The 16484-nt window shown below is 56.8% G+C and carries 15 protein-coding genes; 7 read left to right on the forward strand and 8 right to left on the reverse strand.

All coding sequences use genetic code 11. The features are described from left to right. Positions 1-34 precede the first annotated feature (34 nt). From OQV00_RS11030 to OQV00_RS11040, 3 genes are read right to left on the reverse strand one after another with little or no spacing between them, the layout of a single operon-like run. A complete protein-coding gene (locus OQV00_RS11030; RefSeq protein WP_032717762.1) occupies positions 35-811 on the reverse strand; it encodes a MetQ/NlpA family ABC transporter substrate-binding protein in 777 nt (258 codons plus the stop codon). Positions 812-854: 43 nt separating this feature from the next. Next, positions 855-1520 (reverse strand): methionine ABC transporter permease, encoded by a 666-nt coding sequence (locus tag OQV00_RS11035; RefSeq protein WP_015584164.1) that lies wholly within the window; start codon positions 1518-1520, stop codon positions 855-857. A gap of 10 nt (positions 1521-1530) precedes the next feature. Beyond that, complete coding sequence (locus OQV00_RS11040; protein WP_266280330.1) at positions 1531-2718, reverse strand: SfnB family sulfur acquisition oxidoreductase; 1188 nt, start codon at positions 2716-2718, stop codon at positions 1531-1533. A gap of 289 nt (positions 2719-3007) precedes the next feature. Between OQV00_RS11040 and OQV00_RS11045 the strand changes: the two genes are divergently transcribed. Next, positions 3008-3511: a DUF1543 domain-containing protein gene (locus OQV00_RS11045; protein ID WP_015584166.1), complete on the forward strand. Its 504-nt coding sequence runs from the start codon at positions 3008-3010 to the stop codon at positions 3509-3511. Between the two features lie 40 nt (positions 3512-3551). Here OQV00_RS11045 and arsH read toward each other — a convergent pair whose 3' ends face one another. Further along, positions 3552-4250, reverse strand: coding sequence for an arsenical resistance protein ArsH (gene arsH / locus OQV00_RS11050; protein ID WP_015584167.1), 699 nt, complete (start codon positions 4248-4250; stop codon positions 3552-3554). Positions 4251-4338: 88 nt separating this feature from the next. On the opposite strand from arsH, the gene OQV00_RS11055 reads away from it, so the two are divergent. Genes OQV00_RS11055 through arsC form a run of 3 tightly spaced genes read left to right on the forward strand, consistent with a single transcriptional unit; the run spans position 4339 to position 6432 of the window. Next, entirely contained in the window at positions 4339-4659 is a 321-nt protein-coding gene (locus OQV00_RS11055; RefSeq protein ID WP_004862888.1) for a metalloregulator ArsR/SmtB family transcription factor, read from the forward strand. Positions 4660-4704: 45 nt separating this feature from the next. After that, positions 4705-5997, forward strand: coding sequence for an arsenic transporter (locus tag OQV00_RS11060; RefSeq protein ID WP_015584168.1), 1293 nt, complete (start codon positions 4705-4707; stop codon positions 5995-5997). A gap of 9 nt (positions 5998-6006) precedes the next feature. Next, positions 6007-6432: a glutaredoxin-dependent arsenate reductase gene (gene arsC / locus OQV00_RS11065; protein WP_015584169.1), complete on the forward strand. Its 426-nt coding sequence runs from the start codon at positions 6007-6009 to the stop codon at positions 6430-6432. Here the strand turns inward: arsC and OQV00_RS11070 are convergent. Beyond that, positions 6412-7053, reverse strand: coding sequence for a CatA-like O-acetyltransferase, family 1 (locus OQV00_RS11070; protein ID WP_015584170.1), 642 nt, complete (start codon positions 7051-7053; stop codon positions 6412-6414). The genes arsC and OQV00_RS11070 overlap by 21 nt on opposite strands. Before the next feature lie 35 nt (positions 7054-7088). Beyond that, complete coding sequence (locus tag OQV00_RS11075) at positions 7089-7472, reverse strand: VOC family protein (protein WP_015584171.1); 384 nt, start codon at positions 7470-7472, stop codon at positions 7089-7091. A gap of 90 nt (positions 7473-7562) precedes the next feature. On the opposite strand from OQV00_RS11075, the gene OQV00_RS11080 reads away from it, so the two are divergent. The 3 genes from OQV00_RS11080 to OQV00_RS11090 all read left to right on the forward strand — a co-directional run bounded on the left by OQV00_RS11080 (position 7563) and on the right by OQV00_RS11090 (position 12401). Continuing rightward, positions 7563-8333, forward strand: a complete 771-nt coding sequence (locus OQV00_RS11080) for a DeoR/GlpR family DNA-binding transcription regulator (protein ID WP_004862872.1) — start codon at positions 7563-7565, stop codon at positions 8331-8333. Between the two features lie 348 nt (positions 8334-8681). Continuing rightward, complete coding sequence (locus tag OQV00_RS11085) at positions 8682-11897, forward strand: molybdopterin cofactor-binding domain-containing protein (protein ID WP_004862870.1); 3216 nt, start codon at positions 8682-8684, stop codon at positions 11895-11897. A gap of 45 nt (positions 11898-11942) precedes the next feature. Next, positions 11943-12401 (forward strand): (2Fe-2S)-binding protein, encoded by a 459-nt coding sequence (locus OQV00_RS11090; RefSeq protein WP_004862868.1) that lies wholly within the window; start codon positions 11943-11945, stop codon positions 12399-12401. A 151-nt stretch (positions 12402-12552) separates the two neighbouring features. Here the strand turns inward: OQV00_RS11090 and fdhF are convergent, their stop codons facing one another. Together fdhF and OQV00_RS11100 are read right to left on the reverse strand one after the other, a co-directional pair. Further along, on the reverse strand, positions 12553-14700 hold the full coding sequence (gene fdhF / locus OQV00_RS11095; RefSeq protein WP_266280335.1) for a formate dehydrogenase subunit alpha: 2148 nt from the start codon (positions 14698-14700) through the stop codon (positions 12553-12555). Between the two features lie 247 nt (positions 14701-14947). Beyond that, a complete protein-coding gene (locus OQV00_RS11100; RefSeq protein WP_004862857.1) occupies positions 14948-16393 on the reverse strand; it encodes a nucleobase:cation symporter-2 family protein in 1446 nt (481 codons plus the stop codon). Positions 16394-16484: the final 91 nt, after the last annotated feature.

Consider the following 16484-nt stretch of genomic DNA (forward strand, 5'->3'; position numbering starts at 1 on the left):
GGCAGCATCAGCGCTGCCGGATACGCTCCGGCGATCAGAAGCCCGGGACGATTTTGCCTTTGTAACGGGTCAGGATAAAATTGCGCACCGCGTCGGAGTGCAGCGCTTTCGCCAGCTTCTGGATCCCCGGATCGTTGAGGTTATCGGGACGGGCCACCAGATACTCGACGTACAGATCGCTGCCTTTTTCCACCAGCAGGGCTTTATCGGTGTCGATCCCTGCTTCCAGCGCATAGTTGGCGAAAATAAACGCCAGATCGACCTGATTCACCGCCCGTGCCAGCATGGCGCCTTCCAGCTCGCGAATTTTAAAATGGTGCGGGTTGGCGACAATATCCCGGGTCGCCGATTGCGGATCCTTCGGATTTTTCAGGGTCAGCAGGCCGGCATCGCTTAACATGACCAGCGCCCGCCCGGTGTTGACCGGATCATTCGGCACCGCGATGGTTGCGCCATCCGGGAGCGCTTTGATGTCGTGGTATTTGCTGGAGTAGGCGCCAAACGGTTCAATATGGACGCCTACCACCGGCACCAGATGGGTATGTCGCGTCTGGTTGTAGTTCTCGAGGAACGGACGGTACTGATAGTAGTTGGCGTCGAGGTTTTTCTCCGCCAGCTGTTGGTTGGGCTGAATAAAGTCGTTAAAGACTTTGATTTTCAAATCAACGCCCTGTTTGGCCAGCTCCGGCTTTACAAACTCAAGGATTTCCGCGTGCGGTACCGGCGTGGCGCCGACGGTCAGCGTCTCATTGGCGGCGACAGAGGCGGAGAAGAGGGTCAGCAGCCCGGCAGCGATAAGGGTTTTTTTCACGATGTTGTTCATGGTTTTTTCCTGGAAAAGTAGCGTGAATGTGTTATTTACGGCTCATGTACCGCACGAGGCGGTCGCCGCTCATCTGTAAAATCTGCACCAGGGCAATCAGCAGCAGGACGGTGACCACCATCACGTCGGTCTGAAAGCGCTGGTAGCCAAAACGAATCGCCAGATCGCCGAGCCCGCCGCCGCCGATAACCCCGGCCATAGAGGTGTAATCCACCAGCAAAATCGCGGTAACGGTGACGGCGGCAAGCAGTCCGCCGCGTGATTCGGGCAGCAGGGTGTGCCAGATCAGCTGCGCGGTATTGCCGCCCATTGACCAGCTGGCCTCCACCAGACCGTGATCCACCTCGCGCAAAGCGCTTTCCACCAGCCGGGCGAAGAAAGGCGCGCAGCCCGCCACCAGCGGCGGAATGGTGCCCTGTACGCCCAGGGAGGTGCCGGTAATTAAGGTGGTGACCGGGATCATGACGATCAGCAAAATAATGAACGGCAGCGAACGCAGGACGTTGACGCAAAGCGACAGCAGGCGATACAGCCGCGGGGCGTGCAGCAGCTGCGGCTGGCCGGTGAGGTAGAGGACAATCCCCAACGGCAGGCCGAACAGTACGGTAAAGCCCAGCGACCAGCCCAGCATGATTAACGTGTCGATGCCCGCCTGGGTCACATCGCTCCAGTCGATATCGGCAAAAAACTCCAGCACGGGGGCCACCTTAGTTCCAGTCGTGACGCTGTGGGCGAATGCCGTTTAATACCCAGTTGCCGAGCAGCTGATATTTCCAGCGTACCGGGTCGTGCAGGGTGTGAACGCGCGCATTGCGCCAGTGGCGATCGAAGTTGTGAAAGTTGCCGGTCGCCCGGGTACCGCTGAGTTCAAACAGGCGGCTGGCGGCGTCAAGGGCGACCTCGGTGGTGAACACTTTGGCGCGGGCAACGGCGATGGAAGCCTGCGCCACATGCTCTTCGCTGAGATCATGTTTAAACCGGTCGAGAACCTTGCCTGCCTGCTCCAGCAGCGCCTCAGCGGCGGCCAGTCGGCTATCAATCTGTCCGATATGGTAGATGGTGAGCGGATCGTCGCTGGCCCGTTCGACGCCGGCATCAATCCACGGTCGGGCGAACTGGCGAACAAAGGTGACCGTGTCGTTGAGGGCCGCGCGGGCGATCCCGGCATCAATCGCGGCGGTGGTGAGCTGCGCGAAGGGGCCGGCGAGCGTCGGCGTGGCATAAGATTTCCACGTCGGGAAAAGATGGAACGGCGCGACCGCCAGATTCTCCGCCAGCACCGTGCCGCTGGCGGTATTCCGCTGTCCAAGGCAGTCCCAGTCATCGAGCACCGTCAAGCCAGCGCTGTCGCGCGGTACGAAGGCCAGCTGCGCGCGATCGTCGGCGTCCAGCGCCAGAATGCCTATCCAGTGGGCGTAGAGCGATCCGGTGCAATAGCCCTTACGTCCGTTGATGTACAGCGTTTCACCGCGGGTTTCCAGGCGGGTGCGGATATCGAGCACCGTTTTGCCGCCGGTCTCGGAGAGCGCGTTGGCAAAACGATACCCCTGTAACACCAGACCAAAAAAGAAGGCCTGCTGCTCTGCGCTGCCCTGCAAACGAATGTCCTCGAGCAGGCAGTAGTGGTTTTGCGGAATTTGTCCGAGCGACGGATCGGCGGCGGAGACCTCGGCACCGCCCCATTGGCGCGGCACCGTGATGCCCCACAGGCCGCTGTTGGAGAAGGTATCGACAATCTCGGGCGCCACCGTCCCGTGACGGTCGCGTTCTGCGGCTCCGGGTTGTAGCCGCTGGGCAATCTCGTGGGCGATGGCGATGGCTTCTTCATCGCTGCTGATGACATGGGCATTCGGCGAATGACGGGTGTAGCTGACAGGCGATTTACTTTCTGACATACGGATTTCTCGTGGTTAACTAAATGGCTATATGCAAAAAATAGATAACTAAATAACCTATAATTCCAATGTGTTATATGTGAATAGCAAAGGCTGTGCCAGTTCGCGGAGAATTTTTAGATGAGTAAAATCAATTGATTACGTTTCTATTTGCCGGAGGGGCTGCTGCAAATGCAGCTGCGGTGATAGCAGGCTGTTGCATTTCCGACAGCCTGCGTCGGGGAAACTTGCTGCAACAAGCGTTATGTAGTTTGATATATATCGAAAAATGATCATCAGAGGATCGGCAATGCATCTGTTTATGTTCTACGTCGGTGGCAATGCGGGTAAATCGAATATTGAAGTCCATGACATTCAGTTTGTGGTGGCGCGAACCCCGGAAGAGGCGTGGCCTGCGCTGCGCGAGGCCTGGTTTGGCGATGCGGATAAAATCCATATTGACGGCTATAGCAGGATCCGCTGGGCCGATGGTTATGAGGTGACTTTGGCCAGAACGCCTGCTCACGACGGGGTGAAGCTGTTCTTTGTTAACGCCGGCGGCTATCGATCCGACACCCTCGCGGAGCTACATGAATTCGGACTGTTTGCGGCGAGTGATGCGCGGGAGGCGAAGGCGAAAGCGCTGCAGACGCTGCTGCGCGGCGCCTGGCAGCAGCATAAGGACAACCTGCAGGCCGTCGATGATTGTCTGCTGCTGGACAAGGTGGGCGACTGGTATCTACACCTGACGCCCAACGCTGCGGGCGAGGCGGCAAAACCCGAGTGGCAAGGCTATCAACCGATTGGGATTTGAAATCCTGTCAGCGCCGGGAGGCATCCTCGCTCATTGCCCGTCAGATTTTGGCCTGATTGACTCGCGTTGAGAGGGCCTGATGGCTCTCTTTACGTTCGCTGTATCGCCCGGCGAGCAGCGGGGTATGGCCTTTCAGCAGCTGGGTTATCTTGAACAGCTCTTCGCTGACGTCGACGATTCTGTCGTACCACGGCGAGGGTTTCATGCGACCCTGTTCATCAAACTCCTGCCAGGCTTTGGGGACAGACGATTGATTCGGGATAGTAAACATCCGCATCCAGCGCCCGAGGATCCGCATCTGATTGACGGCGTTGAACGACTGGGAACCGCCGCACACCTGCATCACCGCCAGCGTTTTGCCCTGAGAAGGGCGGACAGCACCTTCGCTCAGGGGGATCCAGTCAATCTGGGCTTTCATCACCGCGCTCATCGCGCCATGTCGCTCCGGTGAACTCCAGATCATCCCGTCGCACCAGCGCACCCGTTCACGCAGCTCAACCACTTTAGGGTGCGATTCCGGCGCATCATCGGGCAGCGGCAGTCCGGAAGGATTGAAGGTCTGGACGCTGGCGCCCATGGCCGTCAGCAGTCGCCCGGCCTCTTCCGCGGCGAAGCGGCTGAAAGAGCGCTCGCGAAGCGAGCCGTAGAGAATGAGGATGCGCGGTGGCGCCCGATCCGGGAGCTTGTTGGCAAGTTCAAAATCAAAAAATTCATGTTGCAGGGCAGGAAAATCAGCCATGGGGGAACACCTTTTTTTGAGAGCGGTTGTTTCAAAATTAATATATATGATTTAGCATATATGTAAATGTCACGCTAAGGAATCGAAAATGCCGCATCCGCTAGAGGTTTTTAAAATATTGTCTGACGCCACGCGCCTGACGATCGTGATGTTGCTCAGGGAGCAAGGTGAACTGTGCGTCTGCGATATTTGCGCGCTGACAGCGGAATCACAACCCAAAATCTCCCGTCATATGGCGATTCTTCGCGAGGGAGGGCTGGTTCTTGACCGTCGGGAAGGGAAATGGGTGCACTACCGTTTGTCGCCGCATATGCCGGCCTGGGCGGCAGAGATCATCGACAGCGCATGGCGATGCCTGCGTGATGAGGTGCGTGCCCGGGTCGCTGACGCTTCGCCGTCTTCCTGCTGATGGCGGCTTAATATATCTGTTATTACATATTTGATGGGGTGAGGAATGCTGCTCGCAGGGACCATTTTTTTATTGACGTTGCTGCTGGTTATCTGGCAGCCGAAGGGACTCAGTATCGGCTGGAGCGCGAGCCTGGGGGCGGCGCTGGCGCTGGCGTTCGGCGTTATTCATCTGAGCGATATTCCGGTGGTCTGGAATATTGTCTGGAATGCCACGGCGGCGTTTATTGCGGTGATTGTTATCAGTCTGCTGCTGGACGAGTCGGGCTTTTTCTCCTGGGCGGCACTGCACGTTGCCCGCTGGGGGAACGGGCGCGGGCGGAGACTGTTTAGCTGGATAATTCTGCTGGGCGCCGTCGTGGCTGCGCTGTTTGCTAACGATGGCGCGGCGCTGATTCTGACCCCCATTGTTATCGCGATGCTGTCGGCGCTGGGTTTCAGCCAGCGCGCGACGCTGGCCTTTGTGATGGCTGCCGGTTTTGTTGCCGATACCGCCAGCCTGCCGCTGGTGGTGTCGAATCTGGTCAATATTGTTTCGGCCGACTTTTTCCATCTTGGCTTCAGCAGTTATGCGGCTGTTATGGTTCCGGTCGATATCGCGGCGATCCTCGCGACCCTGGCGATGCTGCATCTGGTCTTTCGTCGCGATATTCCAGCGGTCTACGATCTGGCCCTGTTGCCTGAACCGGCCAGCGCGATTAAAGATCGCCCGACGTTCCTGACCGGTTGGGTGGTGCTGGTGGCGCTGCTGGCCGGCTTTTTCATCCTGGAACCGCTGGGGATCCCGGTCAGCGCTATTGCCGCTGCCGGCGCGGCGGTGCTGCTGGCGGTGGCGAAAAAGGGGCGAGTCATTCATACGGGCAACGTGCTGCGCGGCGCGCCGTGGCAAATCGTCATCTTTTCGCTGGGGATGTATCTGGTTGTTTACGGTCTGCGCAATGCCGGGTTAACCGACGCGCTCTCCGGCGTGCTGAATGTGCTGGCGGAAAACGGGCTGTGGGTGGCCACGCTCGGCACCGGGGTGCTGACGGCGGTGCTCTCGTCGCTCATGAATAATATGCCGACGGTGCTGGTCGGAGCGCTATCCATTGATGGCAGCACGGCAACAGGGGTGATTAAAGAGGCGATGATCTACGCCAACGTCATTGGCTGCGATCTGGGGCCAAAAATCACCCCCATCGGCAGCCTTGCGACGCTGCTCTGGCTGCATGTTCTGGCGCAAAAGAACAGAGCCATCTCCTGGGGCTACTATTTCCGTACCGGGATCATCATGACCCTACCGGTACTGCTGGTGACGCTGGCCGCACTCGCTTTGCGTCTCTCTTTTTCTCTGTCGTGAGAACCTGATATGAGCAACACCATCATTTATCACAACCCGGATTGCGGCACGTCGCGCAATACGCTGGCCATGATCCGCAACAGCGGTATTGAGCCGACGATTATCTACTATCTCGACACACCGCCGTCGCGGGAAGAGTTAGTGGGTCTGATTGCGGCGATGGGGATAACGGTGCGCGCGCTGCTGCGTAAAAACGTCGAACCCTACGCGCAGCTGGGGCTCGATGATGAAACCCTTAGCGACGAACGACTGATCGAGAGCATGTTGCAGCAGCCGATCCTGATTAACCGGCCCATCGTGGTCACCCCGTTGGGCACACGCCTTTGTCGTCCGTCGGAAGTGGTGCTGGAGATCCTTACCCAGGCGCAGAAACAGCCGTTTCGTAAGGAGGACGGGGAATGGGTCGTGGCGGCTTCAGACCAGCGGCAGCCATAAGGTATCCGGCTCGGTAAACCCCGCTTCAACCTGGGCGAAAAAACGGCTGGCGTGCAGCCCATCGACAAAAGCGTGGTTGAATTTACCCGCGACCGGAATGACGCCGTTTTTCAGTTTGCCCCAGGTGAGCGCCGGAACCGCCGCGCCCGTATAATACTCGGCCTGGGTGATGGCGCTAAAATGGAGCCACGGTAGACAGCTGGCGCAGAAAAAGTGCTCGCCCTCGACAATCAGCGGCGCCGGATCGGTGGTTTTTGCCGCCTCAATATTCGGCGTCGCCGCGCGGCTAAAGGCGGCGAAGTCGGCGGCATTGTTGCACCACACCTGACGAAACCCTTCCTGGGCGGTCATGACGGGCGTCATCACCGCAATATCATCATATTCAATAATATCGTCGCCTCGCATCCGCTGCTTGAGCTGAGGTACCGCGTTGGCTGCCCGCAGCAGCGCGTAGAGCGCCAGCTGGAAAAAGGAGACCTGGCGATCCTTCGCGCACTCATACAAGCGCTGTGCTTCTACCGGCACGCAGAGGTTAAAGCTGGGGTTGGCAAAAGTGCGATAAAACTCGAAATGATCTCGACGATGCCAGCTCTCTTTATCGATGACATGGTAGGTAGACACGGCGCGTTCCTGCTCAGAATGGGTTGCAGAGATGACTATGCAACGATTTCAATCAGATTGCCATCCGGGTCTTTGATCACCGCTTCATAATAGCCGTCGCCGGTCGTGCGCGGCGGGGAGACTAAAATCCCCTGTGTTTCTGCCCGCTTCGCCAGCGCATCGACCTGCTGCGCGCCGCCGACGGAGATAGCCAGATGAACCCATCCAGTGTGGTTATTGTCCGGCGTGACCGCCTGCAGCCCCGGTTTGCACATCAGCTCAATGGCAATATCTTCGCCAATTTTCACAAAATAAGACTCAAAGCCGGGATTGGTCCGGCTGCAATATTTTTCGTTAATCTGGCCGTTAAAGAAGCTGGTCCAGAAACGGGCCTGTTGTTCAAGCTGGCGGGTCCAGAGCGCGATATGGGCAATTTTCATTTTTACCTCTTTACAGGGTAGGTTGACAGAACCGGGCGGATGCATGATCATGCTCCTTAGTGCTCGGTTAAGATAACTTCAGGAGTTAATGTGCTCGATTATGCAGCTTTCCCTCAGCAACGACAAGCGCTGATTTGTCAGATCCTCCAGGAAAACGGTCGGGTGGTCTGTAGCGAGCTGGCCAGCCGCTTAAACGTCTCCGAGCATACAATTCGCCGCGATCTGCATGAACTTAGCAAAGACGGGTTCTGTAAAAAGGTCTACGGCGGCGCGGTAATGAACCTGCCGGAAGCCGGGGATTACAGCGAGCGGAAAGACAAAAATGCAGCAACAAAACTCAGAATCGCGCAGAAATGCGCAAGGCTGGTGAAGCCCGGCGGCTGCATCTTTATCGATACCGGTACCACCAATCTGGCGATGGCGGAGGCGCTACCAGCCGAACTGGCGTTAACGGTGGTGACCAATTCGCCGGAGATAGCCGCAGAACTACTCAAAAAGCCGCTGTATGACGTGGTGATGCTTGGCGGGCAGGTTCAGCGAGCGTCGGGCGGCTGCGTTGGCGCTTCGGCGGTGGCTCAGCTGCAGGGCGTGCTGTTTGATCAGGGGTTTATCGGCGGCTGCGCGATGGCGCCGGAATCCGGTCTGACCGGATTCGACTATGCCGATTGCGAATTTAAAAAAGCGGTGATTAAACAGTGCAGTGAAATTATCGTCGGCCTGACTTCGGATAAAATTCCGGCGGTGGCCCGTTTTGTCGTCGCCCAAAGCGGCGATATCGATGTGCTGGTGGTGGAGGAGAACATCAGTCGCGAGTATCGCGACACGTTCCGCGAGCACGATATCCGCATTTATACCGTCTGACCCCCGCTAAACGCCGCCGCATCGGCGACAGACCTCCTGCTGAGCCGCGCCATCCGGGCGACGGCTGGCAATTATTAATTTGATAAATTACGTCTTCTCACTTTGATAAAATCACCGTCGTTCGGGCGGTGATACGCTCTCCGCATCCTCTGCTGCGCTGATTTTTCCCCGTCGGTGCCTCTTTTTGCGTTTCCAGTCACAAATAATAACCTGCACCACATCCCGGCGGACTTATGGCACAGATATTGGATTTGTTGTCCCGGACGGGTTTTTCCCGTGGGTGAACGGATACTGCATGCAATGGCTAAGTCTGGTTTGCCATCAACGGACAATAATAAGGGGAATATTATGTGCGCTTTACGTTCAGCGTCGCCGGGACGAGTGGATGGCCTGGCGAAAGTCAAAGGAACGGCCATTTATGGTGATGATATCACCCTGCCAGGTATGCTATTTGGTGTCTGCCGCTATGCGGATATCCCGGCGGGCAAAATTGAACACCTTGATTTGAGCGATGCGCTGGCGGTCGACGGCGTGGTGAAAATTGCCACCTGGCAGGATATTCCTGGTACGCCAGCGGTGGGGGTTATCGTGAAAGATTACCTGCCGATCGTCAAAGATGAGGTGGTCTTTCACGGCGACGTGATTGCCGTGATCGCGGCGACCACCTATGAGGCCGCCTGCGAGGCCGCTGACAAAATACACGTCCGCTATACGCCCTATGCGCCGCTCACCGATGTTGAGCAGGCGCTGGCACCCGGTGCCCGGCTGATCCATCCGCAACGCAGCGACAACATTGCCGCGCATCATCATACGATTAAAGGCGATGTTAATAAGGGGTTCGCCGAGGCTCGCCATGTGCTGGAGCGCGAGTATGAAGTGGGCTTTCAGGAGCATGCGTATATCGAGCCGGAAGTGGTGCTCAGCTGGCTGGATCCCACCGACGGCAGCCTGATCATTTCCGGTTCGATTCAGAATCCGCATCGTGTTCGCGGATTCGTGGCCAAATTTATGGGCTGTCCGCAGAGCTTAATTAATATTAAGCGGGCGGTGATGGGGGGATCGTTTGGCGGTAAAGATGATGTGATCGACCATCTGGCCTGCCGTTCGGCCTTACTGACCCACTTAACCGGTCGCCCGGTGAAATTCGCCTATACCCGCGAACAGTCGATTATCGAGAGCTGCAAACGTCACCCCTATAAAATGAAGTATAAAGTGGGGCTCGATGAGGTCGGGCATATTGTCGCGATGAAGGTCGATATTCTCGCGGACAGCGGCGGCTATGCCGCTTCTTCGCCCTTCGTGACCTGGCGGTCTTCGGTACAGGCCGCGGGTCCTTATCGTATTCCTAATGTCCATATTGATGTGAAAGCGGTCTACACCAACAACAGCTATACCTCGGCGATGCGTGGCTTTGGCTCGCCGCAGGTCGTCTACGCCCATGAATCATTGATGGATGAGATTGCGGAATACCTGGATATTCCACCGCTGAAGCTGCGTGAAAAAAACGCGCTACGACAAGGCGATACTTCGATTACCGGCCAGGTGTTTGATAACCACACCGTTTCGGCAATTGAAGTGTTGAATAAGGCCAGCACGTCGGCAGAATTCATGGCGAAACGCCAGCATTATCGTGTGTTGAATCAACAGGGAGGCGTCTGGCGCTACGGTATTGGCCTGGCGCTGAGCTATCGCGGCTGTTCTATCGGTGCGGAAGGGGTTGATACCTCAACGGCGCTGATTCAGGTCAACGAAGACGGCAGCGTTAACCTTTCGACATCAGTATCAGAAAATGGTCAGGGGTTACAGACCACCATGTCGCTCATTGCCGCCGAAGCGTTTGGTATTGGGCTTGAAGACATTCATTTTAGCGAACCGCCAACCTCGGTAATTGGCGATGGCGGATCCACGGCGGCCACGCGCGGAACGATGGTGGGCGGCGGGGCGATTCTCGATGCGGCAGAGAAGATTAAACGACGCATTCTCAGCGTCGTCGGCGACACGCTTGGCACCTGCGAGCTTGCCGATACCCTCTGGTCAGGTGGGTTGATAATCAATCGCCATGACGAAAGCCGGCGTATTGATTTTAAAAGCGCCGTCAATAAAACCAAATGGGCTAGCGTCAGTCTCACCGAGTATGGCTGGTTCGTCCCACCGCCGATTCACTGGGATGAGGAAAAAGGCTGCGGCAGTCCGTACTTTACCTGGGTGTATGGCTGCCAGGTGGCTGAAGTTCGGGTGAACACCAGTACAGGGAAAACTGAACTCCTGCATGTGACCGCCGCGCACGATGTTGGGCGAATACTCAATCCGGTGGGGTTTGAAGGCCAGGTCTGCGGCGGCGTCGCCCAGGGGTTTGGCTATGCGCTGCTGGAAGATTTCAATATTGAGCACGGCCAGGTGAAGTCAGAAAACTTTGACAGCTACCTCCTGCCGACCATTAAAGATATTCCACGAATGACGGTTATCGGCGTAGAGAATCCCGATCTTGCCGGACCGTACGGTGCGAAAGGAATCGGCGAGCCGGCGACTGAACTGGCGGCGGCAGCTATCAATAATGCGGTCAGCTTCGCGCTGGGGAAACGCTTTAATAAGTTGCCGCTGACCCTTGAGCAGGTGATCCTCGGTTTCAATCTGAAAAAGCCCGCCCGGCAGAGCGAGTTGATGATTGAGCCTGAAAATAAAAAGCAGGTGCTGCGGCTGACCGACGTGACGATAACCCGTCCACAGAATCTGGAACAGGCGCTGACGCTGCTGGCTCAGGAAGGCGTGAGCGCAATAGCGGGAGGGACGGATGTCATTGTGCAAGGGCGCATGCAAACCCGGGCAATGAAGCTGGTGGATATTTCCCGTCTTCAGGAACTGACCGGGATTACAGAAGATCCCCATAGTCATGAGATGGTCATTGGCGCGGCGATGACCTTTAACCGTATCAGCGAGCATCCGCTGCTGCGCGAGCGTTATCCGCTACTGGTTCAGGCCTGTCACACCGTAGGCTCACATCAGATTCGTAACCGCGCCACCATTGGCGGCAATATCGTTAACGCCGCACCCTGTGGCGACTCCATTCCACCGGCGATACTCTACGATGCGAGTATTGTGCTGCATTCTCTGCGCGGCACGCGGCGGATGTCGCTGGGTGAGTTTCTGCTATCTGGCTATAAAACCCAGCGTCAGCCGGATGAGCTGCTGACTCAGGTGATCCTGCCGCCGCCGGCCAGACCGGAGGCCAGAGGTTTCTATCATCAACTGGGGCGACGTAATGCGCTGAATATTACCCGGCAAAGTCTGAGCGCGCTGCTGGCGCTGGATACCAACGGCTGCGTCGACTACTGCCGGCTGGTGGATGGCGCGCTGTTTAGCAAACCGCAGCGCCTGCCTGATGTCGAGCGTTGCCTGATTGGCCAGCGGTTAGAGCATGCATCGATTGACAGCGCTTGTGCGGTTCTGGAAAAGCTGATCGATGCCGCCATAGGCAAACGCTGGTCCGCGGCCTATAAGCAGCCTGTGTTTATCAGTATGTTCCGCGACATGATGGCGCAGGCGAAGCAAGAATTTGATAAATAACCATTAATTAACGGGGCGTGATATCGCCCCGCACAGGATAGCGCAATGAGCACAATCAAAGTGAAGGTCAATGGCAAGCTGGTGGAAGCGAAAGTGGAAGGTCATATGCGGTTGTTGGATCTGGTGCGCGACACTTTGCACCTGAGTGCCACTAAAGAGGGCTGTTCCATCGGGGAGTGCGGCGCCTGTACGGTATTAATGGATGGTCATGCCGTCTGTTCATGTCTGGTTCTGGCCGGGCAGTGCGATGAGGCGGAAATCACCACGCTTGAAGGATTGAACGATAACCCGCTGACGCAAAAACTGCAGCAGGCATTTGTCGAGAAAGGCGGCGTGCAGTGCGGTTTTTGTACTCCTGGCGTACTGGTGAGTACCACGGCGCTGCTGACTAAAGTGCCGCAGCCGACGGATGAACAGTTGAAAGATGTGCTGGAGGGGAATATCTGTCGCTGTACCGGCTATCAACCGATTCTTGATTCTATTCACCATGCTTTAAAGTCATAGATCGTACAACCCGGGCTAAGGTGTAGACACCTGGCCCGGGTTGCTCTCTTTTCTGTCTGATAACCTGACCCGCTGATCTAATCGCTCCTGACGACTCCCGAGAGCGGCCGGATCTTTTCCCCGATAAACGTAGCGCAAGCGGGGAACAGTGTTAACCCATTGCGCTTTCGCGCAGGCGGGCTTTCAGCCTGGTGTACTCATCAATCACATACTGCTCGGCGGCGCGCTGGTCGGCGATGCGCTCAACGTTCACGGCACAGTACTTGTACTCCGGCGTTTTGGTTATCGGGCTTAAGTTCTCCGCTACCAGCTCATTACAGGCGCCAATCCACCACTGATAGGTCATATAGACCGCCCCTTTATTCGGCCGGTCGCTGACCTGCGCGCGGGTGATAATGCGGCCTTTACGTGAGTTCACCCACACCAGCGCCTCATCCTCAATACCCAGTCGCGCGGCATCGGCGGTATTGATTTGCGCATAGCCCGGCTCATCCGCCAGCGTGACCAGCGCCGCGCAGTTGCCGGTCATGGAGCGGCACGAATAGTGGCCTACTTCCCGCACGGTGGAGAGCACCATCGGATACTCGTCGGTGAGCTTATCGATCGGCGCAACCCAGTCGCAGGTGAAGAACTGCGCCAGCCCGTTCGGGGTAGCGAACTTCTCTTTAAACAGATAAGAGGTCCCCTGGTCGGCGTCGGACTCATCGCGGCACGGCCATATCACGTAGCCCAGCTCGCCCATTTTCTCGTAGGTGGCGCCGTAAAAGTTCGGGCACAGATGCCGCAACTCGTCCCAGATCTCCTGGGTGTTGTTATAGTGCATCGGATAGCCCATTCGGGTGGCGATTTCGCTGATGATCTGCCAGTCGGTTTTCAGGTCCCACTTCGGCTCTACCGCCTTAAAGAAGCGCTGGAAGCCGCGGTCCGCTGCGGTATAGACGCCTTCGTGCTCGCCCCACGAGGTGGACGGCAGGATAACGTCGGCCGCCGCGGCGGTTTTGGTCATGAAAATATCCTGGACAATCACCAGCTCCAGCTCTTCAAACGCTTTACGCACGGCAGAGAGCTCGGCGTCGGTCTGCAGCGGATCTTCGCCCATAATGTACGCTGCCCGTACTTCACCGTGCGCCGCGCGGTGCGGCAGCTCGCTGATGCGATAGCCGGTATGCGCCGGCAGGCTCCCGACGCCCCAGGCTCTGGCGAACTTCTCGCGGTTCTCCGGGAATTTCACGTATTGATAGCCTGGATAGGTGTCCGGCAGCGCCCCCATATCGCAGGCGCCCTGCACGTTGTTCTGGCCGCGCACCGGGTTGACGCCGACGCTCGGCTTGCCGAGGTTGCCGGTGAGGATCGCCAGGCTGGTCAGCGAGCGCACGGTCTCCACGCCCTGATAGAACTGGGTCACGCCCATGCCCCACAGGATGGCGGCGGATTTCGCGCCGGCATACATCCGGGCACAGGCGCGGATCGCCTGCGCGCTGACGCCGGTGATGGCTTCCACCGACTCCGGCGTATAGCCTTCGACGATTTTACGATACTCCTCGAAGCCCTCAGAACGGCTGGCGACGAAGGATTTATCGTAGAGATCCTCTTCGATAATGACGTGGCCGATGGCGTTGAGCAGCGCGATGTTGGAGCCGTTTTTCAAGGCAATATGCATATCGGCAATGCGCGCGGTTTCAATCTTGCGCGGATCGCAGACGATAATCTTCGCCCCGTTGCGTTTGGCGTTGATGACGTGATTCGCCACAATAGGGTGTGAGTCGGCCGGATTGTAGCCGAAGATAAAGATGAGATCGGTGTTATCAATCTCCGTGATGGCATTACTCATGGCGCCATTACCGACCGACTGGTGCAGACCTGCAACCGAAGGGCCGTGTCAGACGCGAGCGCAGCAGTCGACGTTATTGGTACCAATAACGGCGCGCGCGAACTTTTGCATCACATAGTTAGTTTCGTTCCCCGTCCCGCGGGACGAACCGGTGGTCTGAATGGCGTCCGGACCGTACTTCGCCTTAATGGCGCTGAGACGGGTCGCGACGTAGTCGAGCGCCTCCTCCCAGGAGACGGATTCCAGTTTTCCGCCACGCTGACGGCGGATCATAGGGGTTTTCAGGCGCGGGGTGAGGATCTGGGTATCGTTAATGAAATCCCAGCCATAATAGCCTTTCAGGCACAGGGTTCCCTGGTTGTTTTTTCCCATTGCCGCTTCGGCACGAAGGATTTTTTCCTCCTCAACGACCAGCCTGATCTTACAGCCAGCTGCGCAATACGGGCATACGGTAATCACCTTTTTCATTATGATAATTTTCCTCGTCAGAACGAAGCGGAGACAGCGCGATTAAAAGAATAACCAAAAGTCGAAGCGGCTATGGAAACTCAAATTAATGGCATATTGCACCGCTGGCAGGCTCAGCAAACAGAGAACCGCGGTGGCGAAAACCAGGCGTAATAACATGATAAGTGCTCCTGAGTTCGCGGAATGAATGCTCCCGGTAGCGGGATGACGGCGTCAGAGTTATGCATTGACGCCGTAGTCTTTCTCGTTATTCATCGTGTTGCTGCTGTTTAACTTTGCGCATCAGTAACCACATGCGCATCGTACGTGGCTGGCGCTTAACCGCCGGGTTCTCGGGAATCAGCCCCGTGTGTTTGTTGTAACCGTTAAAGAACAGATTGAGGGTGACGGCGCTGAACGTGGCCAGCATGATCCCGCTATGCAGTAGCGGCTGCAGTACTGTCGGGAATTTTGAGAAAAAATCATGCGACAGCGTTGGCGTCAGACCCACGCCAAGGCTGATGGCGACGATATAAAGGTTGTAACGATTAGAGGAGTAGTTAATACGCGCCAGAATGCGAATTCCCGTCGCCAGTACCATGCCGAACATGACCAGCCCTGCGCCGCCCAGCACAAACTGCGGGATTGAGGCGACCAGCACCGCCATTTTCGGCACCATCCCGAATATGATCAGAATAGCGCCGGAAGCCACGCAGACCCAGCGGCTGTGAACGCCTGTGACGCTGACCAGCCCGACGTTTTGCGAAAAAGAAGTGTGGGGGAAGCTGTTGAAAACGCCGCCAAACACCGTGCCGATACCGTCAACGCGCAAACCACGAACGATATCCTGCGGCGTCAGCTTGCGGCCCACAATTTCACCCAGCGCCAGGAACATCCCCATCGACTCAATAAAAACGATGATGACCACGGCGGTCATCGTGATAATCGACACCGGATCGAAGACCGGCGTCCCTAACGCCATCGGAGTGACAATTGCGAACCATTTGGCGTCGTACAGGCCGTTGAGGTTGACTTCATTCATCATCATGGAAAGGCCAAAGCCAAAGACGATGCCTAACAGGACGGCGACATTAGACATAAAACCTTTGGCGAAGCGTGTGACCAGCAGGATAAACAGAAGTACGGCGAAGGAGATGCACAGATAAACCGGATTACCATAGTCAGGATTGCCTTTCCCGCCGGCCGCCCAGTCGATCCCGACCTGCATAATGCTCAAACCGATAGAGGTGATCACCACGCCGGTGACCAGCGGTGGAAATAGTGGCATCAGCCGTCCGATGAGAGGGGCGAGCAGGGTGGTGATGATTCCGGCGCCGATCGTCGCACCGAAAATCCCCAGCAGTCCGATGTCAGGGTGTATACCAATGGCCAGCATCGGCGTGACGGCGGCAAAGGTCACTGACATAATGACCGGGAGACGAATCCCCATAAAACGACCGATACCGATACATTGCAGTAGCGTCACGACGCCGCAGCAAAACAGATCGGAGCTGATCAGTAGCGCCACCGTATCCTTACTTAATCCTAGCCGGTCCCCTATCATTAAAGGCACGGCGACGGCACCTGCATACATAACCAGAACGTGTTGCAAACCCAAAACGACCAGCTTCCCCGGCGACAAGACGCGATCCACCTCATCTGTTGTATGGGGGCTGCCAGAGACCGATGGTGGCTGAGAATCAATGGCGCTCATAACTTTGTTCTCCTTATTATCCGACATTTTCCGCCAGTGCTTCCTGAAAGGCGCGACTGGGGAGAAGGATGAGTAACGATTGAATACACCT

It is taken from the genome of Klebsiella sp. DY2415 (assembly GCF_026314315.1).
GTDB lineage: Bacteria > Pseudomonadota > Gammaproteobacteria > Enterobacterales > Enterobacteriaceae > Klebsiella > Klebsiella ornithinolytica.

Excerpts from the sequence above, each read along its gene's own strand:
- OQV00_RS11040 (WP_266280330.1), bottom strand. The coding sequence starts at position 2,718 with ATGTCAGAAAGTAAATCGCCTGTCAGCTACACCCGTCATTCGCCGAAT.
- OQV00_RS11045 (WP_015584166.1), top strand. The coding sequence starts at position 3,008 with ATGCATCTGTTTATGTTCTACGTCGGTGGCAATGCGGGTAAATCGAAT.
- arsH (WP_015584167.1), bottom strand. The coding sequence starts at position 4,250 with ATGGCTGATTTTCCTGCCCTGCAACATGAATTTTTTGATTTTGAACTT.
- OQV00_RS11055 (WP_004862888.1), top strand. The coding sequence starts at position 4,339 with ATGCCGCATCCGCTAGAGGTTTTTAAAATATTGTCTGACGCCACGCGC.
- OQV00_RS11060 (WP_015584168.1), top strand. The coding sequence starts at position 4,705 with ATGCTGCTCGCAGGGACCATTTTTTTATTGACGTTGCTGCTGGTTATC.
- arsC (WP_015584169.1), top strand. The coding sequence starts at position 6,007 with ATGAGCAACACCATCATTTATCACAACCCGGATTGCGGCACGTCGCGC.
- OQV00_RS11075 (WP_015584171.1), bottom strand. The coding sequence starts at position 7,472 with ATGAAAATTGCCCATATCGCGCTCTGGACCCGCCAGCTTGAACAACAG.
- OQV00_RS11085 (WP_004862870.1), top strand. The coding sequence starts at position 8,682 with ATGTGCGCTTTACGTTCAGCGTCGCCGGGACGAGTGGATGGCCTGGCG.
- OQV00_RS11090 (WP_004862868.1), top strand. The coding sequence starts at position 11,943 with ATGAGCACAATCAAAGTGAAGGTCAATGGCAAGCTGGTGGAAGCGAAA.
- OQV00_RS11100 (WP_004862857.1), bottom strand. The coding sequence starts at position 16,393 with ATGAGCGCCATTGATTCTCAGCCACCATCGGTCTCTGGCAGCCCCCAT.